Annotated in this window: 19 protein-coding genes; 9 read left to right on the top strand and 10 right to left on the bottom strand. The window is 63.4% G+C overall.

All coding sequences use genetic code 11. From position 1 onward, the window contains the following. Nucleotides 1–54 precede the first annotated feature (54 nt). The 4 genes from AC1RNA_RS00845 to AC1RNA_RS00830 all read right to left on the bottom strand — a co-directional run bounded on the left by AC1RNA_RS00845 (nt 55) and on the right by AC1RNA_RS00830 (nt 5,464). A complete protein-coding gene (locus AC1RNA_RS00845) occupies nt 55–795 on the bottom strand; it encodes a hypothetical protein (protein ID WP_492949905.1) in 741 nt (246 codons plus the stop codon). Nucleotides 796–876: 81 nt separating this feature from the next. Next, nucleotides 877–1,377: a signal peptidase II gene (lspA, locus tag AC1RNA_RS00840; protein ID WP_492949904.1), complete on the bottom strand. Its 501-nt coding sequence runs from the start codon at nt 1,375–1,377 to the stop codon at nt 877–879. 3 nt (nt 1,378–1,380) lie between these two features. Further along, complete coding sequence (gene ileS, locus AC1RNA_RS00835; RefSeq protein WP_492949903.1) at nt 1,381–4,356, bottom strand: isoleucine--tRNA ligase; 2,976 nt, start codon at nt 4,354–4,356, stop codon at nt 1,381–1,383. Nucleotides 4,357–4,477: 121 nt separating this feature from the next. After that, nucleotides 4,478–5,464 (bottom strand): bifunctional riboflavin kinase/FAD synthetase, encoded by a 987-nt coding sequence (locus tag AC1RNA_RS00830; RefSeq protein WP_492949902.1) that lies wholly within the window; start codon nt 5,462–5,464, stop codon nt 4,478–4,480. A gap of 202 nt (nt 5,465–5,666) precedes the next feature. Here AC1RNA_RS00830 and AC1RNA_RS00825 point away from each other — a divergent pair, with 202 nt between their 5' ends. Then, the gene (locus AC1RNA_RS00825; RefSeq protein WP_009339892.1) at nt 5,667–6,059 is read left to right on the top strand and encodes a response regulator; all 393 of its coding nucleotides are present in this window, start codon (nt 5,667–5,669) and stop codon (nt 6,057–6,059) included. A gap of 83 nt (nt 6,060–6,142) precedes the next feature. Here AC1RNA_RS00825 and AC1RNA_RS00820 read toward each other — a convergent pair whose 3' ends face one another. The 3 genes from AC1RNA_RS00820 to aptA all read right to left on the bottom strand — a co-directional run bounded on the left by AC1RNA_RS00820 (nt 6,143) and on the right by aptA (nt 10,038). Then, the gene (locus tag AC1RNA_RS00820; RefSeq protein WP_492949901.1) at nt 6,143–7,003 is read right to left on the bottom strand and encodes a TIGR01459 family HAD-type hydrolase; all 861 of its coding nucleotides are present in this window, start codon (nt 7,001–7,003) and stop codon (nt 6,143–6,145) included. Nucleotides 7,004–7,083: 80 nt separating this feature from the next. Next, nucleotides 7,084–8,523, bottom strand: coding sequence for an EAL domain-containing protein (locus AC1RNA_RS00815; RefSeq protein WP_492949900.1), 1,440 nt, complete (start codon nt 8,521–8,523; stop codon nt 7,084–7,086). A gap of 174 nt (nt 8,524–8,697) precedes the next feature. Further along, a complete protein-coding gene (gene aptA, locus AC1RNA_RS00810; protein WP_492949899.1) occupies nt 8,698–10,038 on the bottom strand; it encodes an omega-aminotransferase AptA in 1,341 nt (446 codons plus the stop codon). 185 nt (nt 10,039–10,223) lie between these two features. On the opposite strand from aptA, the gene AC1RNA_RS00805 reads away from it, so the two are divergent. Genes AC1RNA_RS00805 through AC1RNA_RS00790 form a run of 4 tightly spaced genes read left to right on the top strand, consistent with a single transcriptional unit; the run spans nt 10,224 to nt 14,244 of the window. Then, nucleotides 10,224–10,661, top strand: coding sequence for a TadE/TadG family type IV pilus assembly protein (locus AC1RNA_RS00805; protein ID WP_492949898.1), 438 nt, complete (start codon nt 10,224–10,226; stop codon nt 10,659–10,661). Then, nucleotides 10,661–12,328 carry a pilus assembly protein TadG-related protein gene (locus AC1RNA_RS00800; RefSeq protein WP_492949897.1) on the top strand — a complete coding sequence of 556 codons (1,668 nt, stop codon included), beginning with the start codon at nt 10,661–10,663 and terminating at the stop codon, nt 12,326–12,328. The genes AC1RNA_RS00805 and AC1RNA_RS00800 overlap by 1 nt, the downstream gene beginning before the upstream one ends. Nucleotides 12,329–12,375: 47 nt before the next feature. Beyond that, a complete protein-coding gene (gene hisS / locus AC1RNA_RS00795) occupies nt 12,376–14,016 on the top strand; it encodes a histidine--tRNA ligase (RefSeq protein WP_492949896.1) in 1,641 nt (546 codons plus the stop codon). 30 nt (nt 14,017–14,046) lie between these two features. Beyond that, on the top strand, nt 14,047–14,244 hold the full coding sequence (locus tag AC1RNA_RS00790) for a tautomerase family protein (RefSeq protein ID WP_492949895.1): 198 nt from the start codon (nt 14,047–14,049) through the stop codon (nt 14,242–14,244). A gap of 7 nt (nt 14,245–14,251) precedes the next feature. Here the strand turns inward: AC1RNA_RS00790 and AC1RNA_RS00785 are convergent, their stop codons facing one another. Together AC1RNA_RS00785 and AC1RNA_RS00780 are read right to left on the bottom strand one after the other, a co-directional pair. Further along, nucleotides 14,252–14,815 (bottom strand): DUF3617 domain-containing protein, encoded by a 564-nt coding sequence (locus tag AC1RNA_RS00785; protein WP_492949894.1) that lies wholly within the window; start codon nt 14,813–14,815, stop codon nt 14,252–14,254. Nucleotides 14,816–14,840: 25 nt separating this feature from the next. Next, complete coding sequence (locus AC1RNA_RS00780) at nt 14,841–15,143, bottom strand: hypothetical protein (RefSeq protein ID WP_492949893.1); 303 nt, start codon at nt 15,141–15,143, stop codon at nt 14,841–14,843. A 163-nt stretch (nt 15,144–15,306) separates the two neighbouring features. Between AC1RNA_RS00780 and AC1RNA_RS00775 the strand changes: the two genes are divergently transcribed. The 4 genes from AC1RNA_RS00775 (at nt 15,307) to AC1RNA_RS00760 (ending at nt 17,873) form a co-directional block, all read left to right on the top strand. Further along, nucleotides 15,307–15,795, top strand: a complete 489-nt coding sequence (locus tag AC1RNA_RS00775) for a hypothetical protein (protein WP_492951157.1) — start codon at nt 15,307–15,309, stop codon at nt 15,793–15,795. Nucleotides 15,796–15,887: 92 nt separating this feature from the next. Then, nucleotides 15,888–16,589: a ribonuclease T2 family protein gene (locus tag AC1RNA_RS00770; RefSeq protein ID WP_009339902.1), complete on the top strand. Its 702-nt coding sequence runs from the start codon at nt 15,888–15,890 to the stop codon at nt 16,587–16,589. Between the two features lie 67 nt (nt 16,590–16,656). Next, on the top strand, nt 16,657–17,520 hold the full coding sequence (locus AC1RNA_RS00765) for a 23S rRNA (adenine(2030)-N(6))-methyltransferase RlmJ (RefSeq protein ID WP_492949892.1): 864 nt from the start codon (nt 16,657–16,659) through the stop codon (nt 17,518–17,520). A gap of 137 nt (nt 17,521–17,657) precedes the next feature. Then, the gene (locus tag AC1RNA_RS00760) at nt 17,658–17,873 is read left to right on the top strand and encodes a cold-shock protein (RefSeq protein WP_009339904.1); all 216 of its coding nucleotides are present in this window, start codon (nt 17,658–17,660) and stop codon (nt 17,871–17,873) included. A gap of 87 nt (nt 17,874–17,960) precedes the next feature. On the opposite strand, the gene AC1RNA_RS00755 is transcribed toward AC1RNA_RS00760, so the two are convergent. After that, a complete protein-coding gene (locus AC1RNA_RS00755) occupies nt 17,961–18,590 on the bottom strand; it encodes an outer membrane protein (RefSeq protein ID WP_009339905.1) in 630 nt (209 codons plus the stop codon). Nucleotides 18,591–18,628 lie beyond the last annotated feature (38 nt).

Here is an 18,628-nt window from a genome sequence, read left to right as displayed (position 1 = left end):
TAAGCTTACGACAAATCAATGTATGGATCTGGCCGCAAGCCTGCGTGGGCTGTTTTAATTGCCGCCCTTATCGAAGATCGGATTGTATTCGGTCTTGGTCTTGCTTTCCATCGGACCCGCGCCATAGGCGTAATTCGGCGACGGGGTCTGATAGCCGGCGGGCGGCTGCGACAGTTCGCTGCGCTCGGGCTCCTTGACGAACTTCGCGGTTTCCTGTTTGCCGCCGCCGAACAGGTCGGACATCATGCTGTTCTTGAAGCCAAGCTGCGAAGGCGTCATCAGGTTGTAATTGGAGTTGTCCATGCCCGGACGGTCATCGTTGAGTGCCGTTGCGCGCTTCTTGGACGATGGCTTCTTGGCGAGTTCGCTCGGCATCAGAGGCCGCTTGGCTTGGTCCCAATCAGGCCCCGGTTGCTTGCTGGCTTCGATGGCCTCCTTACGGGCCTGAACGTCGGGATCCTTCGGCCAGTTTGCCGCAGTCGGCGTCTTCGACGATGCCGGTGGCGGCAGATCGAGTTTGGAAGGGATCACCAGGGGAGAGCGTTCGCGGTACACGATGCCCTTGTTGTTGTCTTCCATCGTCTCGCCGCCGAGACCGCGCAGCAGGCCGTCGATCATCTTGTGCTCGAAGGTCGTGTCCGGCTGCTGCTCGTCATCGTCCTGAGCGTAAGCGGCGCTGGCGGCGACGGCGAGCGTCAGTGCGCAGGCAATCCCGGTAACCCTGAACATGCGCGTCAGCGCAGCCTTCGAGATGGCGGGCTTGGCGAGGGTGTCATCGGAGCGCAGGGAAATCATCGTGATCCGTCCAGCTTTCGACAGGAAATGTGGCGATAGCACAGTCACTTAAGCGTCACCGGCCGCTGCCTGTATCGCCGTTTATCGGGGCGTTTTTGCGGCGGCTGGGGCGATCAGGGAGTCATATAGCAGGGCGGCGACACCGGCAACAATCGCCGCGTCGGCAAGGTTAAACACATACCAGCTATAGGTTTTTCCGGCGACCGCGATGTGGAACAGGGCGAAGTCCACCACCGCGCCGTAGGCGATGCGGTCGATGGCGTTGCCAATCGCACCGCCGATGATGAGGCCGAGGCCGATCACCGCAAGCCGGGTCTGCGAGCGCGCCATCCAGATGGCCAGCAAGACGATGGCAACTGCTTTGCCGGCCATCAGCAGGGTCTGGCCCGTCGTGCCCATGTTCTGAAGCCAGCCGTAGCTGATGCCGGTGTTCCAGGCGAGTACGAGATCGAAGAACGATGTCACCCGCACCATGCCGCGGCGGCCGATGTCGAACACATGCAGCAGCCACAGCTTGGAGGCCTGATCGACGATCAGCGTGGCGACGGCAGCGATCAGGCCGGAGCGCAGCAGGGGCGACATCGGTTAGACGGTCCCTCCCAGCGCCTTCCACTCGCGCAGCGCCTGCGCATCGCGCGGCGTGACATCCGGATATTCGGGATCGTCGCCGACGGTCGGGAGGATCTTCCATGAGCGCGCGCATTTGGTGCCGGCGGCCTTCTCGACCACAACGGCGACACCCGGAACATCGTTGAGTGTGAACGCACCGGCTGGCGGGGTCTCGTTGGTCACCATCGCGTTGGACGTGATGCAGATTTCCGCAAGGTCGATGTCGGCGAGAGTACCGAGCAGCGCCATGTCCGAGACGTAGACCAGCGGCGAGGCTTCCAGCGAGGAGCCGATGCGCTTGGCGGCGCGCTCGACTTCCAGCGCGCCCGTGACGACGCGGCGCACCTCGCGGATTGCTTCCCACTTTTGGGCCAGCGCATCGTCGCGCCATGCCGCGAGCACGCTCTGGAATGGCTCCAGATGCACGGACGATGCGTCGGGATAGCGCGAGAGCCACGCTTCCTCGGCGGTGAAAGACAGGATGGGCGCGAGCCAGGTGACGATGCTACGGAACAGATAATCGATCACCGTGAGCGCCGCCTTGCGCGCCACTGACGATGGCGGGTCGCAGTACAGCGTATCCTTGCGGATATCGAAGTAGAACGCCGACAGTTCGGTGTTCATGAAATGCGACAATGCGGCGATCACCGTCTTGTAGTCGAACTCGGAATAGGCTTGGCGCACGACGGCATCGATCTCGGAGAGCCGATGCAGCATCAGCCGTTCAAGCTCGGGCATCTCGTCGACCTTGATGCGGTCCGCGTTATGGAAGTGCGCGAGGCTGCCCAGCATCCAGCGGATCGTGTTGCGCAGCTTTCGATAGGTCTCGATGGTGCCTTTGAGGATTTCCGGCCCGATCCGCAGATCGTCGGAGTAGTCCGACTGCGCCACCCACAGGCGCAGGATGTCCGCGCCCGACTGCTTGATGACATCCTGCGGCGCGGTGGTGTTGCCGAGCGACTTCGACATCTTGCGGCCGTGCTCGTCGAGCGTGAAGCCGTGGGTGAGAACGATGTCGTAGGGCGCGCGGCCACGCGTGCCGCAGCTTTCCAGTAGCGAGGAATGAAACCAGCCGCGATGCTGGTCCGATCCTTCGAGATACATCACGGTGTCGTTGCCGCCGTCGGCCTTGCGCTTGATGCCGGCGAGACCGGGGAATTGCTGCGCGTCTTCCAGCACGAAAGCGTGCGTCGAGCCGGAATCGAACCAGACATCGAGAATGTCGTCGACTTTCTTCCAGTCTTCGTTGGCATGATTGCCGAGGAAGCGTTCGCGCGCGCCATCGGCGTACCAGGCGTCGGCGCCCTCACTCATGAAGGCTTCTGCGACCCGCAGATCGACGGCTTCGTCGCGGAGAATCTCCACCGAGCCGTCGCCCTTTTCGCGAACGAATACGGTGATGGGCACGCCCCATGCGCGCTGGCGCGACACCACCCAGTCGGGGCGGCCCGCGATCATGCCGGTGATGCGGTTCTGGCCTTGCTCGGGCACCCATTGCGTCACGGAAATGGCCTGCAAGGCGCGATGGCGGAGCGTGTCGCCGGGCTTCGCCTTGCCGCTGTTCAGAATATCCTTGTCCATCGCAATGAACCATTGAGGCGTGTTGCGATAGATCACCGGCTTCTTCGAGCGCCAGGAATGCGGATACTGGTGCTTGAGACGGCCGCGCGCGAGCAATGCACCGCGCTCGATCAGTGCCTTGATGACGGCATCGTTGGCGTCGCCCTTCTCGCCCTTGTCGGTGAGCACGCGCTTGCCGGTGAAGCCAGGCGCCTGCGCGGTCAGCGCGCCGTCGGCATCGACGGTGTAGGGAATCGTGGATGAGATGCCGCGCGCTTCCAGCTCGCGTGCATTCGCCATCCAGATGTCGAAGTCCTCGCGGCCATGGCCCGGCGCGGTGTGGACGAAGCCGGTGCCGGTGTCGTCGGTGACGTGGTCGCCGTCGAGCAGCGGCACGGTGAATTCGTAGCCGCCGTCCAGGCCTTTCAGCGGATGGCTGCATTCGAGCGCGTCGAGAATGCCGCTGTCGATGTCGGACACGCGCTCAAAGGTGGTGACGCGCGCCTGCTTGAACACATCCCCGGCGAGCTTGTCGGCGAGGATCAGAAGGTCGCCGGTCTTCGCCCAGTTATCGGCGGGTGCGTCGGTGACCTTGTAGAGGGCGTAGCCGATCTTCGAGGAGAAGGAGATGGCGCGGTTGCCGGGCAGCGTCCACGGCGTCGTGGTCCAGATCACCACCGAGGCGTTGGCGAGACGGCCGAACGCGGCTTTCACCGGAAACTTCACCCACACCGTATCGGAGATGTGATCTTCGTATTCGACCTCTGCTTCGGCGAGCGCGGTCTTCTCCACCACGCTCCACATCACCGGCTTCGAGCCACGATACAGAAGGCCATTGGCGGCGAACTTCATGATCTCGCGCGCGATCTGCGCTTCGGCGGCGAAGTTCATGGTGGTGTAGGGATGCGCCCAGTCGCCGATCACGCCGAGACGCTTGAATTCCTCGCGCTGGATGTCGACCCATTTCTGCGCGAACGCCCGGCACTCCTTGCGGAATTCGTTGATCGGCACCGCGTCCTTGTTCTTGCCCTTGGCGCGGTAGCCTTCTTCGATCTTCCACTCGATCGGCAGGCCGTGGCAGTCCCAGCCCGGCACGTAGTTGGAATCGTGGCCGAGCATCTGCTGGCTCTTGGTCACAAGGTCCTTGAGGATCTTATTGAGCGCGTGGCCGATATGAATGTTGCCGTTGGCGTAGGGCGGGCCGTCATGCAGCACGAATTTCGGACGGTCCTTGGACTGCTCGCGCAGCCGCTCGTACAGGCCGATCTCGTTCCAGCGCGCCAGGAAGTCCGGCTCGCGCTGCGGCAGGCCCGCGCGCATCGGGAAGTCCGTCTGCGGCAGGTAGAGGGTTTTGGAATAATCGGGGGCGTCGGATTTAGGCTTCTCGGTCATGGCGGGGTGAATAGCATTTTCTGGCCGTGGGGAAACGGTCCAAAGCGGTAAATGCTTCTATCGGGCCGATGTTTTTGCCCATGCGGCCCGGGTTGTGCGGCCGGAAGGGCGAGATTTCCGTTTAGCCGATCGCACCGAGGGTTGGAAATGCGCCGGGGGCCGCCTCCAGCACGGCGCGCGCGCGCAGGCTGTCGTCGTCCATCTGCCGGATCAGCGCCGGGATGCTGTCGAATTTCAGCTCGTCGCGCAGATATTCGATGAAGGCGACGTCGAGCGTCTGGCCATAGAGGTCCGCGCTGAAATCGAACAGGAAGACTTCGAGCAGCGGCGGGCCGTTGTCGAAGGTTGGCCGCCGCCCGTAACTCGCGACGCCATCGAAGCGCTGCGGGTCGGTGCCGCCGCCGAGTCCGACACGCACCGCGTAAATCCCGTGCTTGAGGTCGACATGCGGATCGAGCCGGATGTTGGCTGTGGGATAGCCAAGCTCGCGCCCGCGTTTCTCGCCGGGGATCACGGTACCGCTGACGAACCACGGCCCGCCGAGCATGGCGGTGGCGTCGCGAATGCGGCCTTCGGCGAGCGAGGCGCGGATGGCGCTGGAGGAAATCGGCAGTCCCGATAGATCGACATGCGATTGAATGTGGACCTTGATGCCGAGCCGCTCGCCCTGTTCGGCTAAAGTCGCAGGCGAGCCGCTGCGGCCCTTGCCGAAATGAAAGTCGTCGCCGACGGAGATTCCGGACACGCCAAGCCGCTGGACGAGTTCTTGGTTAATGAAATCCTGTGCGCTGGTGGCGGCACGGGCCGCGTTGAAGTCGAGCACCACCGCGCCATCGAGCCCGGTGCCTGCAAGCAGGCGCAGCTTGGCCTGTTCGTTGGTGAGACGGAAATGCGCCGCGGCCGGATTGAAGAAGCTGCGCGGATGTGGCTCGAAACTTAATGCAAAAGCGTTCTGCCCTGCGCTTTTAGCGATTTTCTGGGCGGCCGCGATCACGGTGCGATGCCCGAGGTGAACGCCGTCGAAATTGCCCAGCGCGATGACCGCGCCGCGCGGGATGTCGGCCGGCGGAGTGGTGTCGTGGATGATTTGAAACGGATTTTTTATCATAACGCCAAGTGAGAACAGGATGCTCGAAGTGACCGGGTGGGGAGGATGAAGTCAAGGCGATGGAACGGATTAACGGGCTGTTTAAGCCGGGATGCTAGCAATTCCTCCCAAGGCTGGGATGGGACCGCAAGGTCCGGATCGCGCCACTATAGAATATAGACGAAGCGCGCCCATGGGCTGGGCGTTCGGGAGAAGCTGAGCGATGGCTATGGACTTATCGATGCCGGTGTTGGTGGTGGATGACTACAACACCATGATCCGCATTATCAGAAACCTTTTGAAACAACTTGGCTTTGAGAACATCGACGACGCCAGCGACGGCTCGGCCGCGCTCGCCAAAATGCGCGGCAAGAAATACGGGCTCGTGATTTCCGACTGGAACATGGAGCCGATGACGGGTTACGACCTGCTCAAGGAAGTGCGCGGCGATCCCAATCTCGCCACCACGCCGTTCATCATGATCACCGCCGAGTCCAAGACCGAGAACGTGATCGCGGCGAAGAAAGCCGGCGTGAACAACTACATCGTCAAGCCGTTCAATGCGGCGACGCTCAAGACCAAGATCGACGCGGTGTTCCCCGACAACAACGCGTAAGCGCTGCGCGATCGACGGATTTGTGTTTTGAAATGCCCGGCTCGCGCCGGGCATTTTGCTTTTGAGGCTTGTCGGCGGGCCTCTTACCAGCGCAACTCCCGCATCAGCACGGAAGGTAGCTGGGTGTCACCAAACAATTGTTTGGATGTTGCGGCGTCGAGCTCTTCAAGGCTCGCGAAATCGGCCGAATGGATGCCACGCGTCACGAACACGCATGCGATGCCGGAATTGTTAGCTCCCGCGAGGTCCGTGCGTACCGAATCCCCGATCGCCAGCATCCGCTCTCGCGGCACAGCCGCGCCGCGTCGCGCGGCGGCAAGCTCAAACGCCCGCTGGTAGGCGGGGAGGTGCGGCTTGCCGTAGAAGGTGACGTCGCCGCCAAGCTCGCGATACAGCTCGGCGATCGCGCCCGCGCAATAGATCATCTTGTGGCCGCGCTCGACGATGATGTCGGGATTGGCGCAGATCATCGGCAGCTTGCGGCTCAGGGCTTTGAGCAGGATCTCGCGATAGTCTTCCGCCGTCTCGGTCTCGTCGTCGAACAGCCCGGTACAGACGATATAATCGGCACGCTCCAGCGGCGCGAAGTTGACGTCGAGGCCATGAAAGGTCGGGCCGTCGCGGTCCGGGCCGATCTGGTAGAGAGGTTGGCCGGGGCGCGCGGCGATGTAATGGCGCGACAGATCGCCGGAGGTGACGATGTCGTCGTAGCAATCGTCCGGCACGCGCAGGTCGCGAAGCTGCTCCTGCACGGCTGGCGTCGGGCGCGGTGAATTCGTCAGCATCACCACGATGCCGCCCTGCTTGCGGAATGTCTGCAAGGCCTCGCAGGCCTCGGGAAACGCCACCACGCCGTTATGGACCACGCCCCAGATGTCGCTGATGAGAACGTCTGTGTCGTGAACGAGGTCGCGCAAATGCGGGGCGAAGCGGGGAAAGCTCATTATTCGTGTCCGGGGAAAGATCAGGCGCAGTTATATGCGCATGACCAACCCCTGCCACGATGCGGCGAGGAAAGAAAGGTTCAGCTTTGCGCGATCCGCCGTGCGAGCGCGGCAGTGCCGGACAGGCGTGTCTCGGCGGCTGCGCGGGCGGCGACCGCGGCAGGCTCGGCGGGTGGTGGGGAAGGAGCCTTTGACTGGCGGCTCGCGGCGACCGGAGTCGGCACTGCGGCTTCCGGACGGAGCGGCCGTGGCGCGGAGAACAGGAAGCCCTGGCCGAAGCGCACGTCATAATCGAGCAGATCCGCCACGGAGCGCTCGCCCTCGATCTTCTCCGCGATCAGGTCGATGCCGAACCTTGTCAGCAGGCTCGTCAGATCGGCGGTATGGATGTCGGAGGATGCGGCCTCCTTCTGGTCGAGCAGCAGCGAGGCCGGGACCTTGATGTAGCGTACGCCGCGGTCGGCCAGTTCGCGGCCGTCGATCCTGATGTCGGCGATATTGTCGATGGAGAACTGGAAGCCGAGCCGTTTCAGCGCGGCGAGATGTTCGATCTCGATGGGGCCGAGGCTGCGGAAGGCGCTCTGCTTGAATTCCAGCACCAGTGAGGGCGCGAGCGCGCGGTTGGCTTCGAGAAAGGCGATGCACTCACCGAAAATGTCGGGGTTTGCGAGCGTGACGCCGGAGATGTTGCAGAACATGCCGACGTCCTTGGTCCGCACCTGCAGGCGGCGCAGCACCTGAACGCAGCGGAACAGCACGGTGTAGTCGATCTGGCCGACCACGCCGCTCGCTTCGGCGATGTCGATGAACTGGCCTGCGGTGAACACGTGGTCCTTCTCGTCGCGCAGACGCGAAACGGCTTCGTAGAAGCGCACTTTGCGTTGGGGCAGCGACACGATCGGCTGCAGATAGAGATCGATGCGGTTGGCTTCCGTCGCATTCTTGATGGCGGCAAGCATGTCCGGAAGATTCGAGATCGCTTCTGCGGCAGCCTGCAATGCGACGGGCACTGGCGCGGGCGACTCGGCCGCGTGGACTGGCTCGACAGGCTGGGTCTGAGGCGCGCTCGTCATCTGAGGCTGCGAAGGATGGTGTGCGACCGTCAGGCTTGTGGCGGAGGTCAGCAGTTCGTCGTGGGTCGCGACCGACCCGGCGAGGTGCTTGATCATGACACCGAGTTCGCCGATCTCGCCCATCACCGCGCGGGCGCGGTCCTGCGCAACATTGTCCGCGCTGGCGAGCCTCGATTCAATCAGCGCCATGCGGCGGCCGTACTCGGCAACCTGCCGGGCGAGATCGGCGGTGCCGCGCGATAGGTCCGCGATTTGGCCGCTGGCATCGGTGCCCCCGCGGATGCGCATCGAGATGGCATTGTAGAGGATAAGGCAAACGAACGCGGCCAGTGCAACAAGCGCGGATTCGCGCATGCTCAGGCCAGTCATCGCGTACAGAATCAGGCCGAATGAAGCCGCGATCAGCACCATGCAGATGGCGATGAAAATCGTCGATACGCGGACCATGCAGCAGCCATCCCCCCGGCAAGGCTGATTCTAGCATCAAGTTCGATTCAACGGGAAGTTCTGCGGGGCGCTGTCTGGTGTTTCTCCACCGCCGGATGTGCGGCCGGAGCGGGTCCGAAGACGCCGAAACGGCCCGCGTCCTGCCGGCTGGCCGGGCGCGGGCAGGGCGGGCGTTCAGGCGACCGAGCGGATGACGGCCGCGACCTTGTCCATGATCTCGCCGATCTGGGCCTCGCTCATGATCAAAGGCGGCGTCAAGGCGAGGGTGTCGCCCGCCACGCGCAGCATCAGGTCATGGTCGTTGAAGGCGTTGGCGAGCGCGGTGAGGCCGCGCAGGCCGCCCTGGCCGTCCTTGGGCGCGAGGTCGATACCCGCCGTCAGACCGACCGTGCGGATGTCGATGACGTTCGGTTCCTTGCGCAGCCCCATCACGGCGTCGGCGAACAACGGTTCCAGCTTGCGGGCGCGCGCGAACAGGTCCTCGTCGCGGTAGATGTCGAGGGTGGCGAGGCCGGCGGCGCAGGCAAGCGGATGCGCCGAGTAAGTGTAGCCGTGGAACAACTCGACGATGTGTTCCGGCCCCTTCATGAACGTATCGTGGATGTCGTTGCGGATCAGCACGCCGCCCATCGGCACCGCGCCGTTGGTGACGCCCTTGGCGAAGGTGATCATGTCGGGCACCACGCCGTAGCGCTCGGCGGCGAAGGCATAGCCGAGGCGGCCGAAGCCGGTGATGACCTCGTCGAAGATCAGCAGGATGCCGTGCTTGTCGCAGATCGCGCGCAGCTTCTGCAGGTAGCCCTTCGGTGTGACCAGCACGCCGGTCGACCCCGCCATCGGTTCGACGATCACGGCTGCGATGGTATCCTTGCCGTGGAGCGTGACGATCCGTTCCAGTTCGTCGGCGAGGTGGGCGCCCCATTCCGGTTCGCCTTTTGAGAAAGCCTGGTGCTCGCGGTCGTAGGTCGTGGGCAGGTGATCGGTGCCGTTCAGGAGCGCGCCGAACAGACGGCGGTTGTTGACCATGCCGCCGACCGAAATGCCGCCGAAGCCGACGCCGTGATAGCCGCGCTCGCGCCCGATCAGCCGCGTGCGCGCGGCTTCGCCGCGCGTCGCATGATAGGCGAGCGCGATCTTGAGCGCGGTGTCGACCGCTTCCGATCCCGAATTGCAGAAGAACACATGATCGAGCCCCTCAGGGCCGAGCGCCGCGATGCGGTTCGCAAGCTCGAACGCCTGCGGATGGCCGAACTGGAACGGCGGCGAATAGTCCAAGGTCGCCGCCTGCCTGGCGATCGCCTGCGTGATCGGCTCGCGGCAATGGCCTGCATTCGAGCACCACATGCCCGAGGCCGCGTCGATGATCTGTCGCCCGTCCGTCGTGAAGTAGTGCATGTCCTTCGCGCCCGCGAGCATGCGCGGTGCCTTCTTGAAGGCGCGGTTGGCGGTAAACGGCATCCAATAGGCGGCAAGGTCGTTCGGCGACAAAACGGAGCGGGACTGCTGAATATTCAAGACGGATTTCCTTCCCTCGGGCAGGCAGATGGCCGGGACCCTATCAGGCGGGGACAATGAGCGGAACGACGGTGGGCGCATCGCTCGCCCCCGGTGCCTGCGCATCCGGGACGGCATGTATTTACTACCATTGGTAGTATATATCTTTCGTAATCTGTTAAAAGTTGTGTGAGCATCCTGCGCCCATGACAACGGGCTTTCACCGCTTCCGGGATTTTCGCCGCGCCTGTTCGGGTGCGTCCGCCGTCGAATTCGCATTGGTGCTGCCGGTTTTCATGCTGCTGGTGTTCGGCATCGTGATGTTCGGCGCCTATCTCGCGATGGTCCACGACGTGCAGCAACTGGCCGCCGAAGCTGCGCGCACTTCGGTCGCGGGCCTCAATGAGACCGAGCGCAAATCTCTGGCCACGAACTATGTGACACAGAACGCCGCGAGCTATCCGCTGATCGTGCCCGCACATCTGTCGGTCAACGCCGCGACCTCCGGTGCCGATCCCAACGTGTTCATCGTTACCGTCAACTACGACGCCTCGAACACGCTCATTTATTCGCTGCCGTCCTTCGTGCCCGCCCCGCCGCCGGTCATCGTGCGCTCGGCCGCGATTCCGCGCGGAGGCTATTGATGAAGCAGCCGGGACAATTCGCGCGGCATCTGGGCCGCCAGTTCGTCTCCGACGAACGCGGCAACATCGCCTTCATCGCCGCCGCCTGCATGCTGCTGGTGACCGGCTGTGCCGCGCTCGGTGTCGATGTCGGCTCGGTGTTCACCGACAAGCGCCGCGCGCAAAGCGCGGCCGACCTCGCCGCCATCGTGGCGGCGAGCGATCTCACCCGGGCCCCCCGCGCTGCTGCGGCCACTGTCGCCAAAAACAACTACCCGCCGGACTCGCTCGTGGCTGTCGAGACCGGTGTGTACAAGGCGGACACGTCGCTTGTGCCGCAGCAGCGCTTCACCGCGGGAGCCACGCCCGCCAACGCCGTGCGCGTCACCATGCAGACGAAGACGCCGCTGTTCTTCGGCAAGGTGCTGACCGGCGATCCCTATATCAATCTCCGGGTCAGTTCGGTCGCGAGCACCACGCAGCTTGCGACCTTCGCGATCGGCTCGCGGCTCGCCTCGCTGAACGGCGGGTTGCTCAACCAGTTGCTGGGCCAGATGCTTGGCACCTCGCTGTCGCTCTCGGCGATGGATTATCAGGCGCTGGCGGATGCCGAGGTCAACCTGTTCGATTTCATGTCGGCGCTGGCGACGCGCGCAAATCTCACCGGCGTCAGTTACGATTCGCTGCTGCAATCCAACCTGAAAGTGACGGACGTCATTGCCGCGCTGCAGGCAAGCGGTGCCACAGGCGCCGCGAGCAGCGCGTTGTCGAACGTCGGTTCGTCGCTGGCAGGCGTCACCACCAAGGTGACGCTCGGTGACCTGATCGATGCCGGTCCCTATGGCGACATGCTTGTGGGCCAGCAGCCGAAAGTGGGTGTCGATCTCGACGCACTGGATCTGTTGTCGGCCACCGCGCAACTGGCCAACGGCACCCACCAGATCGCCACGAGCCTCAATCTTGGCCTGCCGGGCATCGCTGCCGTCTCGCTTCAGGTCACTGTCGGCGAACGGCCAGTGGGTTCAAGCTGGATCACCATCGGCCAGGCGGGGGCGAGCGTGCACACCGCGCAAACCCGTATCCTCGCGACGGTCCAGTTGATCGGCAGCGGCTCGGTCGCGGCGGTGAACCTGCCGATCTATGTGGAAGTCGCGGCGGGCACCGCGACGTTGAACAACGTGAGTTGCGGCTATCCCGACATCGCGTCATCCACCGCGCAACTCGGCGTCTCGCCCGGCATCGTCGATGCGTGGATCGGCGGAGTGACCAGTGCCGATATGACGAATTTCACCACCAAGCCGAATCCGCCGGCCGCGACTATCGTCGATCTCGGCGCGATCAAGATCACGGGCCGCGCCCATGCGGCGATGGCGAACACGGCTCCGACCAATGTGAATTTCAGCTATGCCGATATTCAGGCGCAGACGCGCAAGACCGTGAACACCACGTCCTTCACTTCGTCGCTGACGGGGAGCCTGCTGGGTGACCTGTCGCTGTCCGTTCAACTCGGCCCGCTGGCGTTGCCGATTCCGGGGCTCGGGCCGCAGGTGGTGTCGGTCATCTCGGGTGCCACTGGCTCGATCGACACGCTGCTGAATACGGTGCTGCAGACACTCGGGGTCGGATTGGGGCAGGCGGATGTCTGGGTCGCGGGCATCCGCTGCGATGGCGCGGTGCTGGTGAACTGACCCCTTCGGTGCTTGCCGGACGTTTTGGCGGCTGATACCAACCGGCCATGTCCGACAAAAAATCCAAAAAGCCGCAAAAACTCCGTGCCCGCCTGCCGCGCGGGCTGGTGGATCGCACGCCGTCCGAGATCGCCGCAACGCGCGCGATGGTGGAGAAAATCCGCGCCGTCTACGAGCGTTACGGCTTCGAACCGGTCGAGACCCCGGCGATGGAATACACTGACGCACTCGGCAAATTCCTGCCCGACCAGGACCGGCCGAATGAGGGTGTATTCTCGTTCCAGGACGATGACGAGCAGTGGATTTCGTTGCGCTACGATCTCACCGCGCCGCTCGCGCGCTATGTCGCGGAGAATTTCGACACGCTGCCGAAACCCTATCGCAGCTATCGCAACGGCTACGTCTATCGCAACGAGAAGCCGGGGCCGGGGCGCTTCCGTCAGTTCATGCAGTTCGACGCCGACACCGTGGGCTCGGCTTCGCCCGCCGCCGATGCTGAGATGTGCATGATGGCCGCCGACACGATGGAGGCGCTGGGCGTTCCGCGCGGCTCCTATGTGGTGAAGGTCAACAACCGCAAGGTGCTCGACGGCGTGATGGAGAGCATTGGTCTCGGTGGCGAAGAGAATGCAGGCAAGCGGCTCACGGTGCTACGCGCTATCGACAAGCTGGATAAATTTCCGATCGATGAAATTCGGAAACTGCTCGGTGCAGGACGATGGGATGGTGGTGAGGAAGGAAAAGGCGACTTCACCAAGGGCGCCGGTTTGAATCACGAACAGACTGAAAAGATCGTTGTGTTTGCTCTGCTTCAGTCAGGTAATGTGACTGAACTTCAGGACGTAACCAACCTGTCACCAGAAAAGCGATCCACTGTTGGAAAAGTCCTAACGTTTTCAAGCGATGACGGTGACAAATCCTATTTCGTAGAAAGCAATAAAGGCGTCCTCGATGGAATGATGACGCATTTCGGTTCAACTCAAACCGCCAAAGATGGGATCGAAGAGTTGCGGCAAATTGCAATGCTCGCTGAGTCTTCGGGGTATACGCGAGACCGCATCAAGATCGATCCATCCGTCGTGCGCGGCCTCGAATACTACACGGGCCCGGTCTACGAAGTTGAACTGCTGCTCGAGACCAAGGATGAGAAAGGCCGCCCGGTGCGGTTCGGCTCGGTCGGTGGCGGCGGGCGTTACGATGGTCTCGTCTCGCGCTTCCGTGGCGAGCCGGTGCCCGCGACCGGCTTCTCCATCGGCGTCTCGCGCCTGCAGGCGGCACTCACGTTGCTCGGCAAGATCGACACCAGGCCGGAAGCCGGTCCCGTGGTCGTGCTGGTGATGGACCGCAACGAGATCGCGCAATACCAGAAGTTTGTCACGACGCTGCGCAACGCTGGAATCCGCGCCGAGATGTATCTCGGCAATCCGAAGAACAATCTCGGCGTGCAGTTCAAATATGCCGACCGCCGCAACTCGCCCTGCGCCATCATTCAGGGCGGCGATGAGAAAGCGAAGGGCATCGTGCAGATTAAGGATCTCATTCTCGGCGCGCAGGTCGGTGGCGAGAGCGCGGATCGCGAGGCGTTCCTGCAGAAGCAGCAGCACGAGGCGCAGTTCGCCGTCAGCGAGAGCGAACTTGTCGAGGGTGTGCAAAAGGTGCTGGCGCGCCACGACATCAACTGGGCTTGAAGCCTTTCAGATCGAACGCGGAGAAACGTCGTGCCCGAGATCACCATCAACATGGCGGCCGGCCGCACCGACGAGCAGAAGAAGGGCATGATGGTCGACATCACCGCCGCGCTCGTGAAGAATCTCGGCGTCGAGCCCGATGCGGTGGTGATCCAGATCAACGAGGCGCCGCTTCAGCACAAGATGAAGGGCGGCAAGATCTATCTGGAACGCCAGAAGAAGGCGTAGCTGATTATCAGTGCGGGTGAGATGAGGGTGCGCGCTGCGGGATCAGCGCGCGCAGGGCCTTCATGTCGTTGACATTCATCTTGATGCCGCCGGGCATGATGATGTCGCCGGCCTTCTGCCCATCCTTGCAGGGGCCGACCCATGTGGCGTTCATGGTCATGTCGCCCGCCTGCGCGACGCCGGGCGGGCCATCGCTCCGGGTGGTGGAGACCTTCACGGTGTAGGCGGAATTGAAATCGCCGCTGATCTCGGTGTGTGAGGTCGAGGCGATGCCATGGAAGTTGCAGGTGGCATCGATGCTGTAGCCGGTCGTCGTCTTCTGCATGTTCTGCTGCGAGCACATCTCTTTGGCCATCGGGCTGAAGGTCGTGCGCATTTCGGCGTCGGTGCTGGCATCCGTGCACTGCTGCATCGTCTGCTGCGGCATCCGCGCGTCGGCGGACATCATCTTGATTTCCCACAGGCCCGGTTTGCGGTTCGGGATATCTTCAAGCGAGGCCGCGCTGGCCAGCGTGGCGCAGCCGCATGTGGCGGCCAGAGCGGCGGTTCGGAGGGTCAGACGCGGTGTCATGGCCGATCCTCCCTGATCCGAAAAATCAGTAGGCCGTGCGCAGCGGCCGCTGGGTGCTGCCGGGCGGCACCCAGACGCAGGCGAAGGAAATGTAGCCACCATATTGCGCATCGACGCCAGTGAGCTTCACGACCTTGCCGTAGCGGGCGCAATGGTCGGTCGCCATCGCCTTGATGTCCGCGCCCTGCTGGTAGAGCGCGTAGGCGATGATGCCGCCGGTGTCGTTGCCCTTGAACGGCGGCACCCAGTCGGCCTTGGCCGGCGTGCTCACCGCGATACCGCAGGCGATCGCCGCTGCCGCCATCATCCAACGTCCGTTCATGCGCATCGGTCGCTCCTTCGATTTGCGGCTGAGTCTAGCCTTGGCGCGATGGCTTTGAAAGCGCTGGCGGGCTGGCGATGGGGCGTTGTCCGAAGGTGTTGCCGCGCTGCACTTGACCAGGATCGGGCTTCGCGGCACCGTCCGGCAACTCATCATGGGCTTTCGTCACATGCGCATTGCTTTTTCGTCGCCGCGAATCGCGGTCCTCGCCATGCTGGTCGCGGCTTTCGGTGCGATCTCCACTGTGGACAGCGCCCGCGCCGCCAATCCGCTGGAATTGAACTTCTGGCTCTCCAGCCCGCGCTATGACGGGCAAATGGGCGAATGCTGGCAGGCGTTGCACGCGGTCTCTGCCCAGTTCGCGCAGAAGGAATCGACCTACTGGAATTCGGACCTGCGCATCACCGGCTTTGCCGATGTGCGCGAGGTGGCTTTCCGCCCGTGGGAAAGCCCGAACGGCGCCTACAACGCGATTCCCCGCCGCTTCTGCACGGCGAGCGCGATGATCAGCGACGGCCATCCGCGCCTCGTGCGCTATTCCATCATCGAGGATGGCGGCTTTGCGGGGACGGGTCTCAGCTCCGGCGTTGAATGGTGCGTGGTCGGGCTTGACCGCAACTGGGCCTACGGCCGCAATTGCCGCGCGGCGATGCCGTAACGCAGGTCGATTCGGCCTGCTGCAATTTGTTCTTGTAATGTTCCGGAGGTCTCGTTACGCTTTTCGAAGGCGTAAGGGGTGGGGGCGTTTTCATGATCGGATGTTGGAGAGGTTTGCGCCGGGGGCTGGCTTCGCTCGCTCTCGTCTCGGGCGCGCTGCTGCTGGCAGGCGCGAACGCATCCGCGCAGGATCATCGCCAGAACGCGCCGGGCGCTTTCGATTTCTACGTGCTGTCGCTGTCATGGTCGCCGTCCTTCTGCGAGGCCGCGCGCGAGCGCGGCAGCAACGGGCGCAGCACGCAGGCACAGTGCGGCGGGCGTCCCTATTCGTTCGTGGTGCATGGGCTGTGGCCGCAATATGAGCGCGGCTATCCCGAATATTGCCGGCGGCCCGCGCCGCGGCTCGACCGCAACGTCATGCGCTCGATGCTCGATCTGATGCCGGCACCGGGGCTGATCTACAGCGAGTGGGACAAGCACGGCACCTGCGCGGGGCTTGGCGCGCGCGCCTATTTCGAGACCATCCGCAAGGCCCGCGCCACGGTGAAGATTCCGGAGGAATATCTCGACCTCGCCGCACCCAAGACGGTGTCGCCGAACGAGGTGGAGGAAGCCTTCATCAAGGCCAATCCGGGCCTCAGCGCCTCCGCCATCGCCGTGCGCTGCGACAGCCGCAGGCTTGGTGAGGTGCGGATCTGTATGAACAAGGATCTGCAGTTCCGTGCTTGTGAGCAGGTCGATCGCAGCGCCTGCCGCCGCAACCAGATCGTGATGCCGCCGATGCGCGGCGGCTAGGAGCGGTGCGCTTTTGCGCAAAGGCTAAGGCTTTGCGTAAACCGCCGCCATGTCGTAAGCCGCGCCGATGAATTATCGCCACGCCTTCCACGCCGGCAATTTCGCGGACGTCATCAAGCATATCGTGCTGACGCGGATCCTGACCTATCTGCACCAGAAGCAGTCGGCGTTTCGCGTCATCGACACTCATGCGGGCGCGGGCCGTTACGACCTGACCGGCGACGAGGCGGAGCGCAGCGGCGAGTGGCGGTTCGGCGTCGCGCGGATTTTGCAGGCGCGGTTTTCAGACGAAGCGCAGGCGCTGGTCGCGCCCTATCTCGACATCGTCCGCGCCTTCAACCCGCCGCGCGAGCTTGTCGCCTATCCCGGTTCGCCTTTGATCGCGCGGGCGCTGCTGCGGCCGCAGGACCGGATGGTGGCGTGCGAGATTCAGGACGCCGCCCGCAAGGAGTTGATCCGCAATCTCTCCCGCGATCCACAGGCCCGCGTGGTCGATCTCGACGGCTGGACCGCGCTGACCGCCTACGTGCCGCCGAATGAACGGCGCGGGCTGGTGCTGATCGATCCGCCGTTCGAGGACAAGGATGAATTCTCCCGCCTCGTGGAGAAATTCGCTGCGGCCTATGCGAAATGGCCGACCGGGATCTACATGCTCTGGTACCCGGCCAAGGACCGGCGCGGCCCGGACCGGCTTGCACGGGAGATCGCCTCGGTTGCGGCTGCGCGCGAGGGTGGCGGTGAGAATTGCCTGCGCGTCGAATTCAGCGTCGCGCCGCAGACGGCTGACAGCGGGCTCGTCTCGACCGGGCTTTTGATCGTCAACCCGCCTTGGACGCTCGCCTCCGAGCTCAAAACGGTCCTGCCCGAGCTGGAGAAGCCGCTCGGCCTCGGTGGCGCTGGGCGTTATCGCATCGAAGTCGTCCGCCCCTGAGGCCTTCCCTCCGCAGTCTGGTATTTTTTCGAACTTGCCACATAGGCAATAGTCAAGTCTGCGCGGCAGTGATTAGCTGATTGCCGGGGGGCTGGCGTGGGGACGCCGGTCGAAGATACGTGCGGGGAGGGGATCCCATGGCGATGACAGGGGTCGTGAAGTTTTTCAATGCGGAGCGGGGCTACGGGTTCATCAAGCCCGATGACGGTGGGCGGGATGTCTTCGTTCACATCACCGCGGTCGAGAAAGCGGGATTGAAAAACCTGACCGAAGGGCAGCACATCACGTTCGAGGTCGAGCCCGACAAGAAGGGCAAGGGCCCGAAAGCGGTCGACCTCGTGGTCTCGTCCTGAAGTATTCTCCTGAAGTCTTTCGCTCCATGAAAAATCCCGGGCGCAAGGCCCGGGATTGAAAAGCGCTAAGCGATGCTTTCGCTGCGATCAGAAGTGATAGTTCACGCCGACGCGCACGGTCGAGAACTGATAGCCGTTCGGCAGACCGGTGATGAGGAAGTTGCTGCTGTCGAGATCGACGTACATGTACTCGGCCTTGAGCGACCAGTTGTTGGTGAGAGCGAATTCGGCGCCGCCGCCCACGGTCCAGCCCGCGGTGGTGTGAGTTTCGCTCAGGCCCGGCATGGTGCCCTTCAACTGGCCGAAGGCCAGACCGCCGGTGCCGTAGATCATGAAATTCGGGTTGATGGCGTAGCCGACGCGGCCGCGAATGGTGCCGTACCAGGGGTTGGAGAACTTCCATGCCGCGAAGGTGTCGTCAGCGCCGGTGGCCTGCAGGTCGGCTTCGAGGCCAAGCACCCAGGGGGTGCCGAACTGCCAGTTGTAGCCACCCTGGATACCGCCGCTGAACCCGGAAGGGCTGGTCCCGCTGTTGGAGACGTCGCCGAAATTGTAGCCGAGGTTGGCGCCGAGATAGGGGCCCGCCCAGCTATAGCCGTTCAGCGGCTGGTTGACGGTGTAGGGCTGCGCCTGACGGCGATAGCTGAGATCGGCGGCCTGGGCGCTCGCAGCGCTGCTCAGGGCCAGGATCGCTACTCCGAGGGCTTTCTTCAACATCTCAAATACTCCCGACGCATACGCTACTGACTTTTCGA

Source organism: Afipia sp. GW821-FHT14H12, assembly GCF_058803465.1.
This window is presented reverse-complemented; position numbering and strand designations above follow the sequence as displayed.

What these genes read in the sequence shown, in the direction of transcription:
- AC1RNA_RS00845 (WP_492949905.1), bottom strand. Translation starts at nt 795, where the DNA reads ATGATTTCCCTGCGCTCCGATGACACCCTCGCCAAGCCCGCCATCTCG.
- lspA (WP_492949904.1), bottom strand. Translation starts at nt 1,377, where the DNA reads ATGTCGCCCCTGCTGCGCTCCGGCCTGATCGCTGCCGTCGCCACGCTG.
- ileS (WP_492949903.1), bottom strand. Translation starts at nt 4,356, where the DNA reads ATGACCGAGAAGCCTAAATCCGACGCCCCCGATTATTCCAAAACCCTC.
- AC1RNA_RS00830 (WP_492949902.1), bottom strand. Translation starts at nt 5,464, where the DNA reads ATGATAAAAAATCCGTTTCAAATCATCCACGACACCACTCCGCCGGCC.
- AC1RNA_RS00825 (WP_009339892.1), top strand. Translation starts at nt 5,667, where the DNA reads ATGGCTATGGACTTATCGATGCCGGTGTTGGTGGTGGATGACTACAAC.
- AC1RNA_RS00820 (WP_492949901.1), bottom strand. Translation starts at nt 7,003, where the DNA reads ATGAGCTTTCCCCGCTTCGCCCCGCATTTGCGCGACCTCGTTCACGAC.
- AC1RNA_RS00815 (WP_492949900.1), bottom strand. Translation starts at nt 8,523, where the DNA reads ATGGTCCGCGTATCGACGATTTTCATCGCCATCTGCATGGTGCTGATC.
- AC1RNA_RS00805 (WP_492949898.1), top strand. Translation starts at nt 10,224, where the DNA reads ATGACAACGGGCTTTCACCGCTTCCGGGATTTTCGCCGCGCCTGTTCG.
- AC1RNA_RS00800 (WP_492949897.1), top strand. Translation starts at nt 10,661, where the DNA reads ATGAAGCAGCCGGGACAATTCGCGCGGCATCTGGGCCGCCAGTTCGTC.
- hisS (WP_492949896.1), top strand. Translation starts at nt 12,376, where the DNA reads ATGTCCGACAAAAAATCCAAAAAGCCGCAAAAACTCCGTGCCCGCCTG.
- AC1RNA_RS00785 (WP_492949894.1), bottom strand. Translation starts at nt 14,815, where the DNA reads ATGACACCGCGTCTGACCCTCCGAACCGCCGCTCTGGCCGCCACATGC.
- AC1RNA_RS00780 (WP_492949893.1), bottom strand. Translation starts at nt 15,143, where the DNA reads ATGCGCATGAACGGACGTTGGATGATGGCGGCAGCGGCGATCGCCTGC.
- AC1RNA_RS00775 (WP_492951157.1), top strand. Translation starts at nt 15,307, where the DNA reads ATGCGCATTGCTTTTTCGTCGCCGCGAATCGCGGTCCTCGCCATGCTG.
- AC1RNA_RS00770 (WP_009339902.1), top strand. Translation starts at nt 15,888, where the DNA reads ATGATCGGATGTTGGAGAGGTTTGCGCCGGGGGCTGGCTTCGCTCGCT.
- AC1RNA_RS00765 (WP_492949892.1), top strand. Translation starts at nt 16,657, where the DNA reads ATGAATTATCGCCACGCCTTCCACGCCGGCAATTTCGCGGACGTCATC.
- AC1RNA_RS00760 (WP_009339904.1), top strand. Translation starts at nt 17,658, where the DNA reads ATGGCGATGACAGGGGTCGTGAAGTTTTTCAATGCGGAGCGGGGCTAC.
- AC1RNA_RS00755 (WP_009339905.1), bottom strand. Translation starts at nt 18,590, where the DNA reads ATGTTGAAGAAAGCCCTCGGAGTAGCGATCCTGGCCCTGAGCAGCGCT.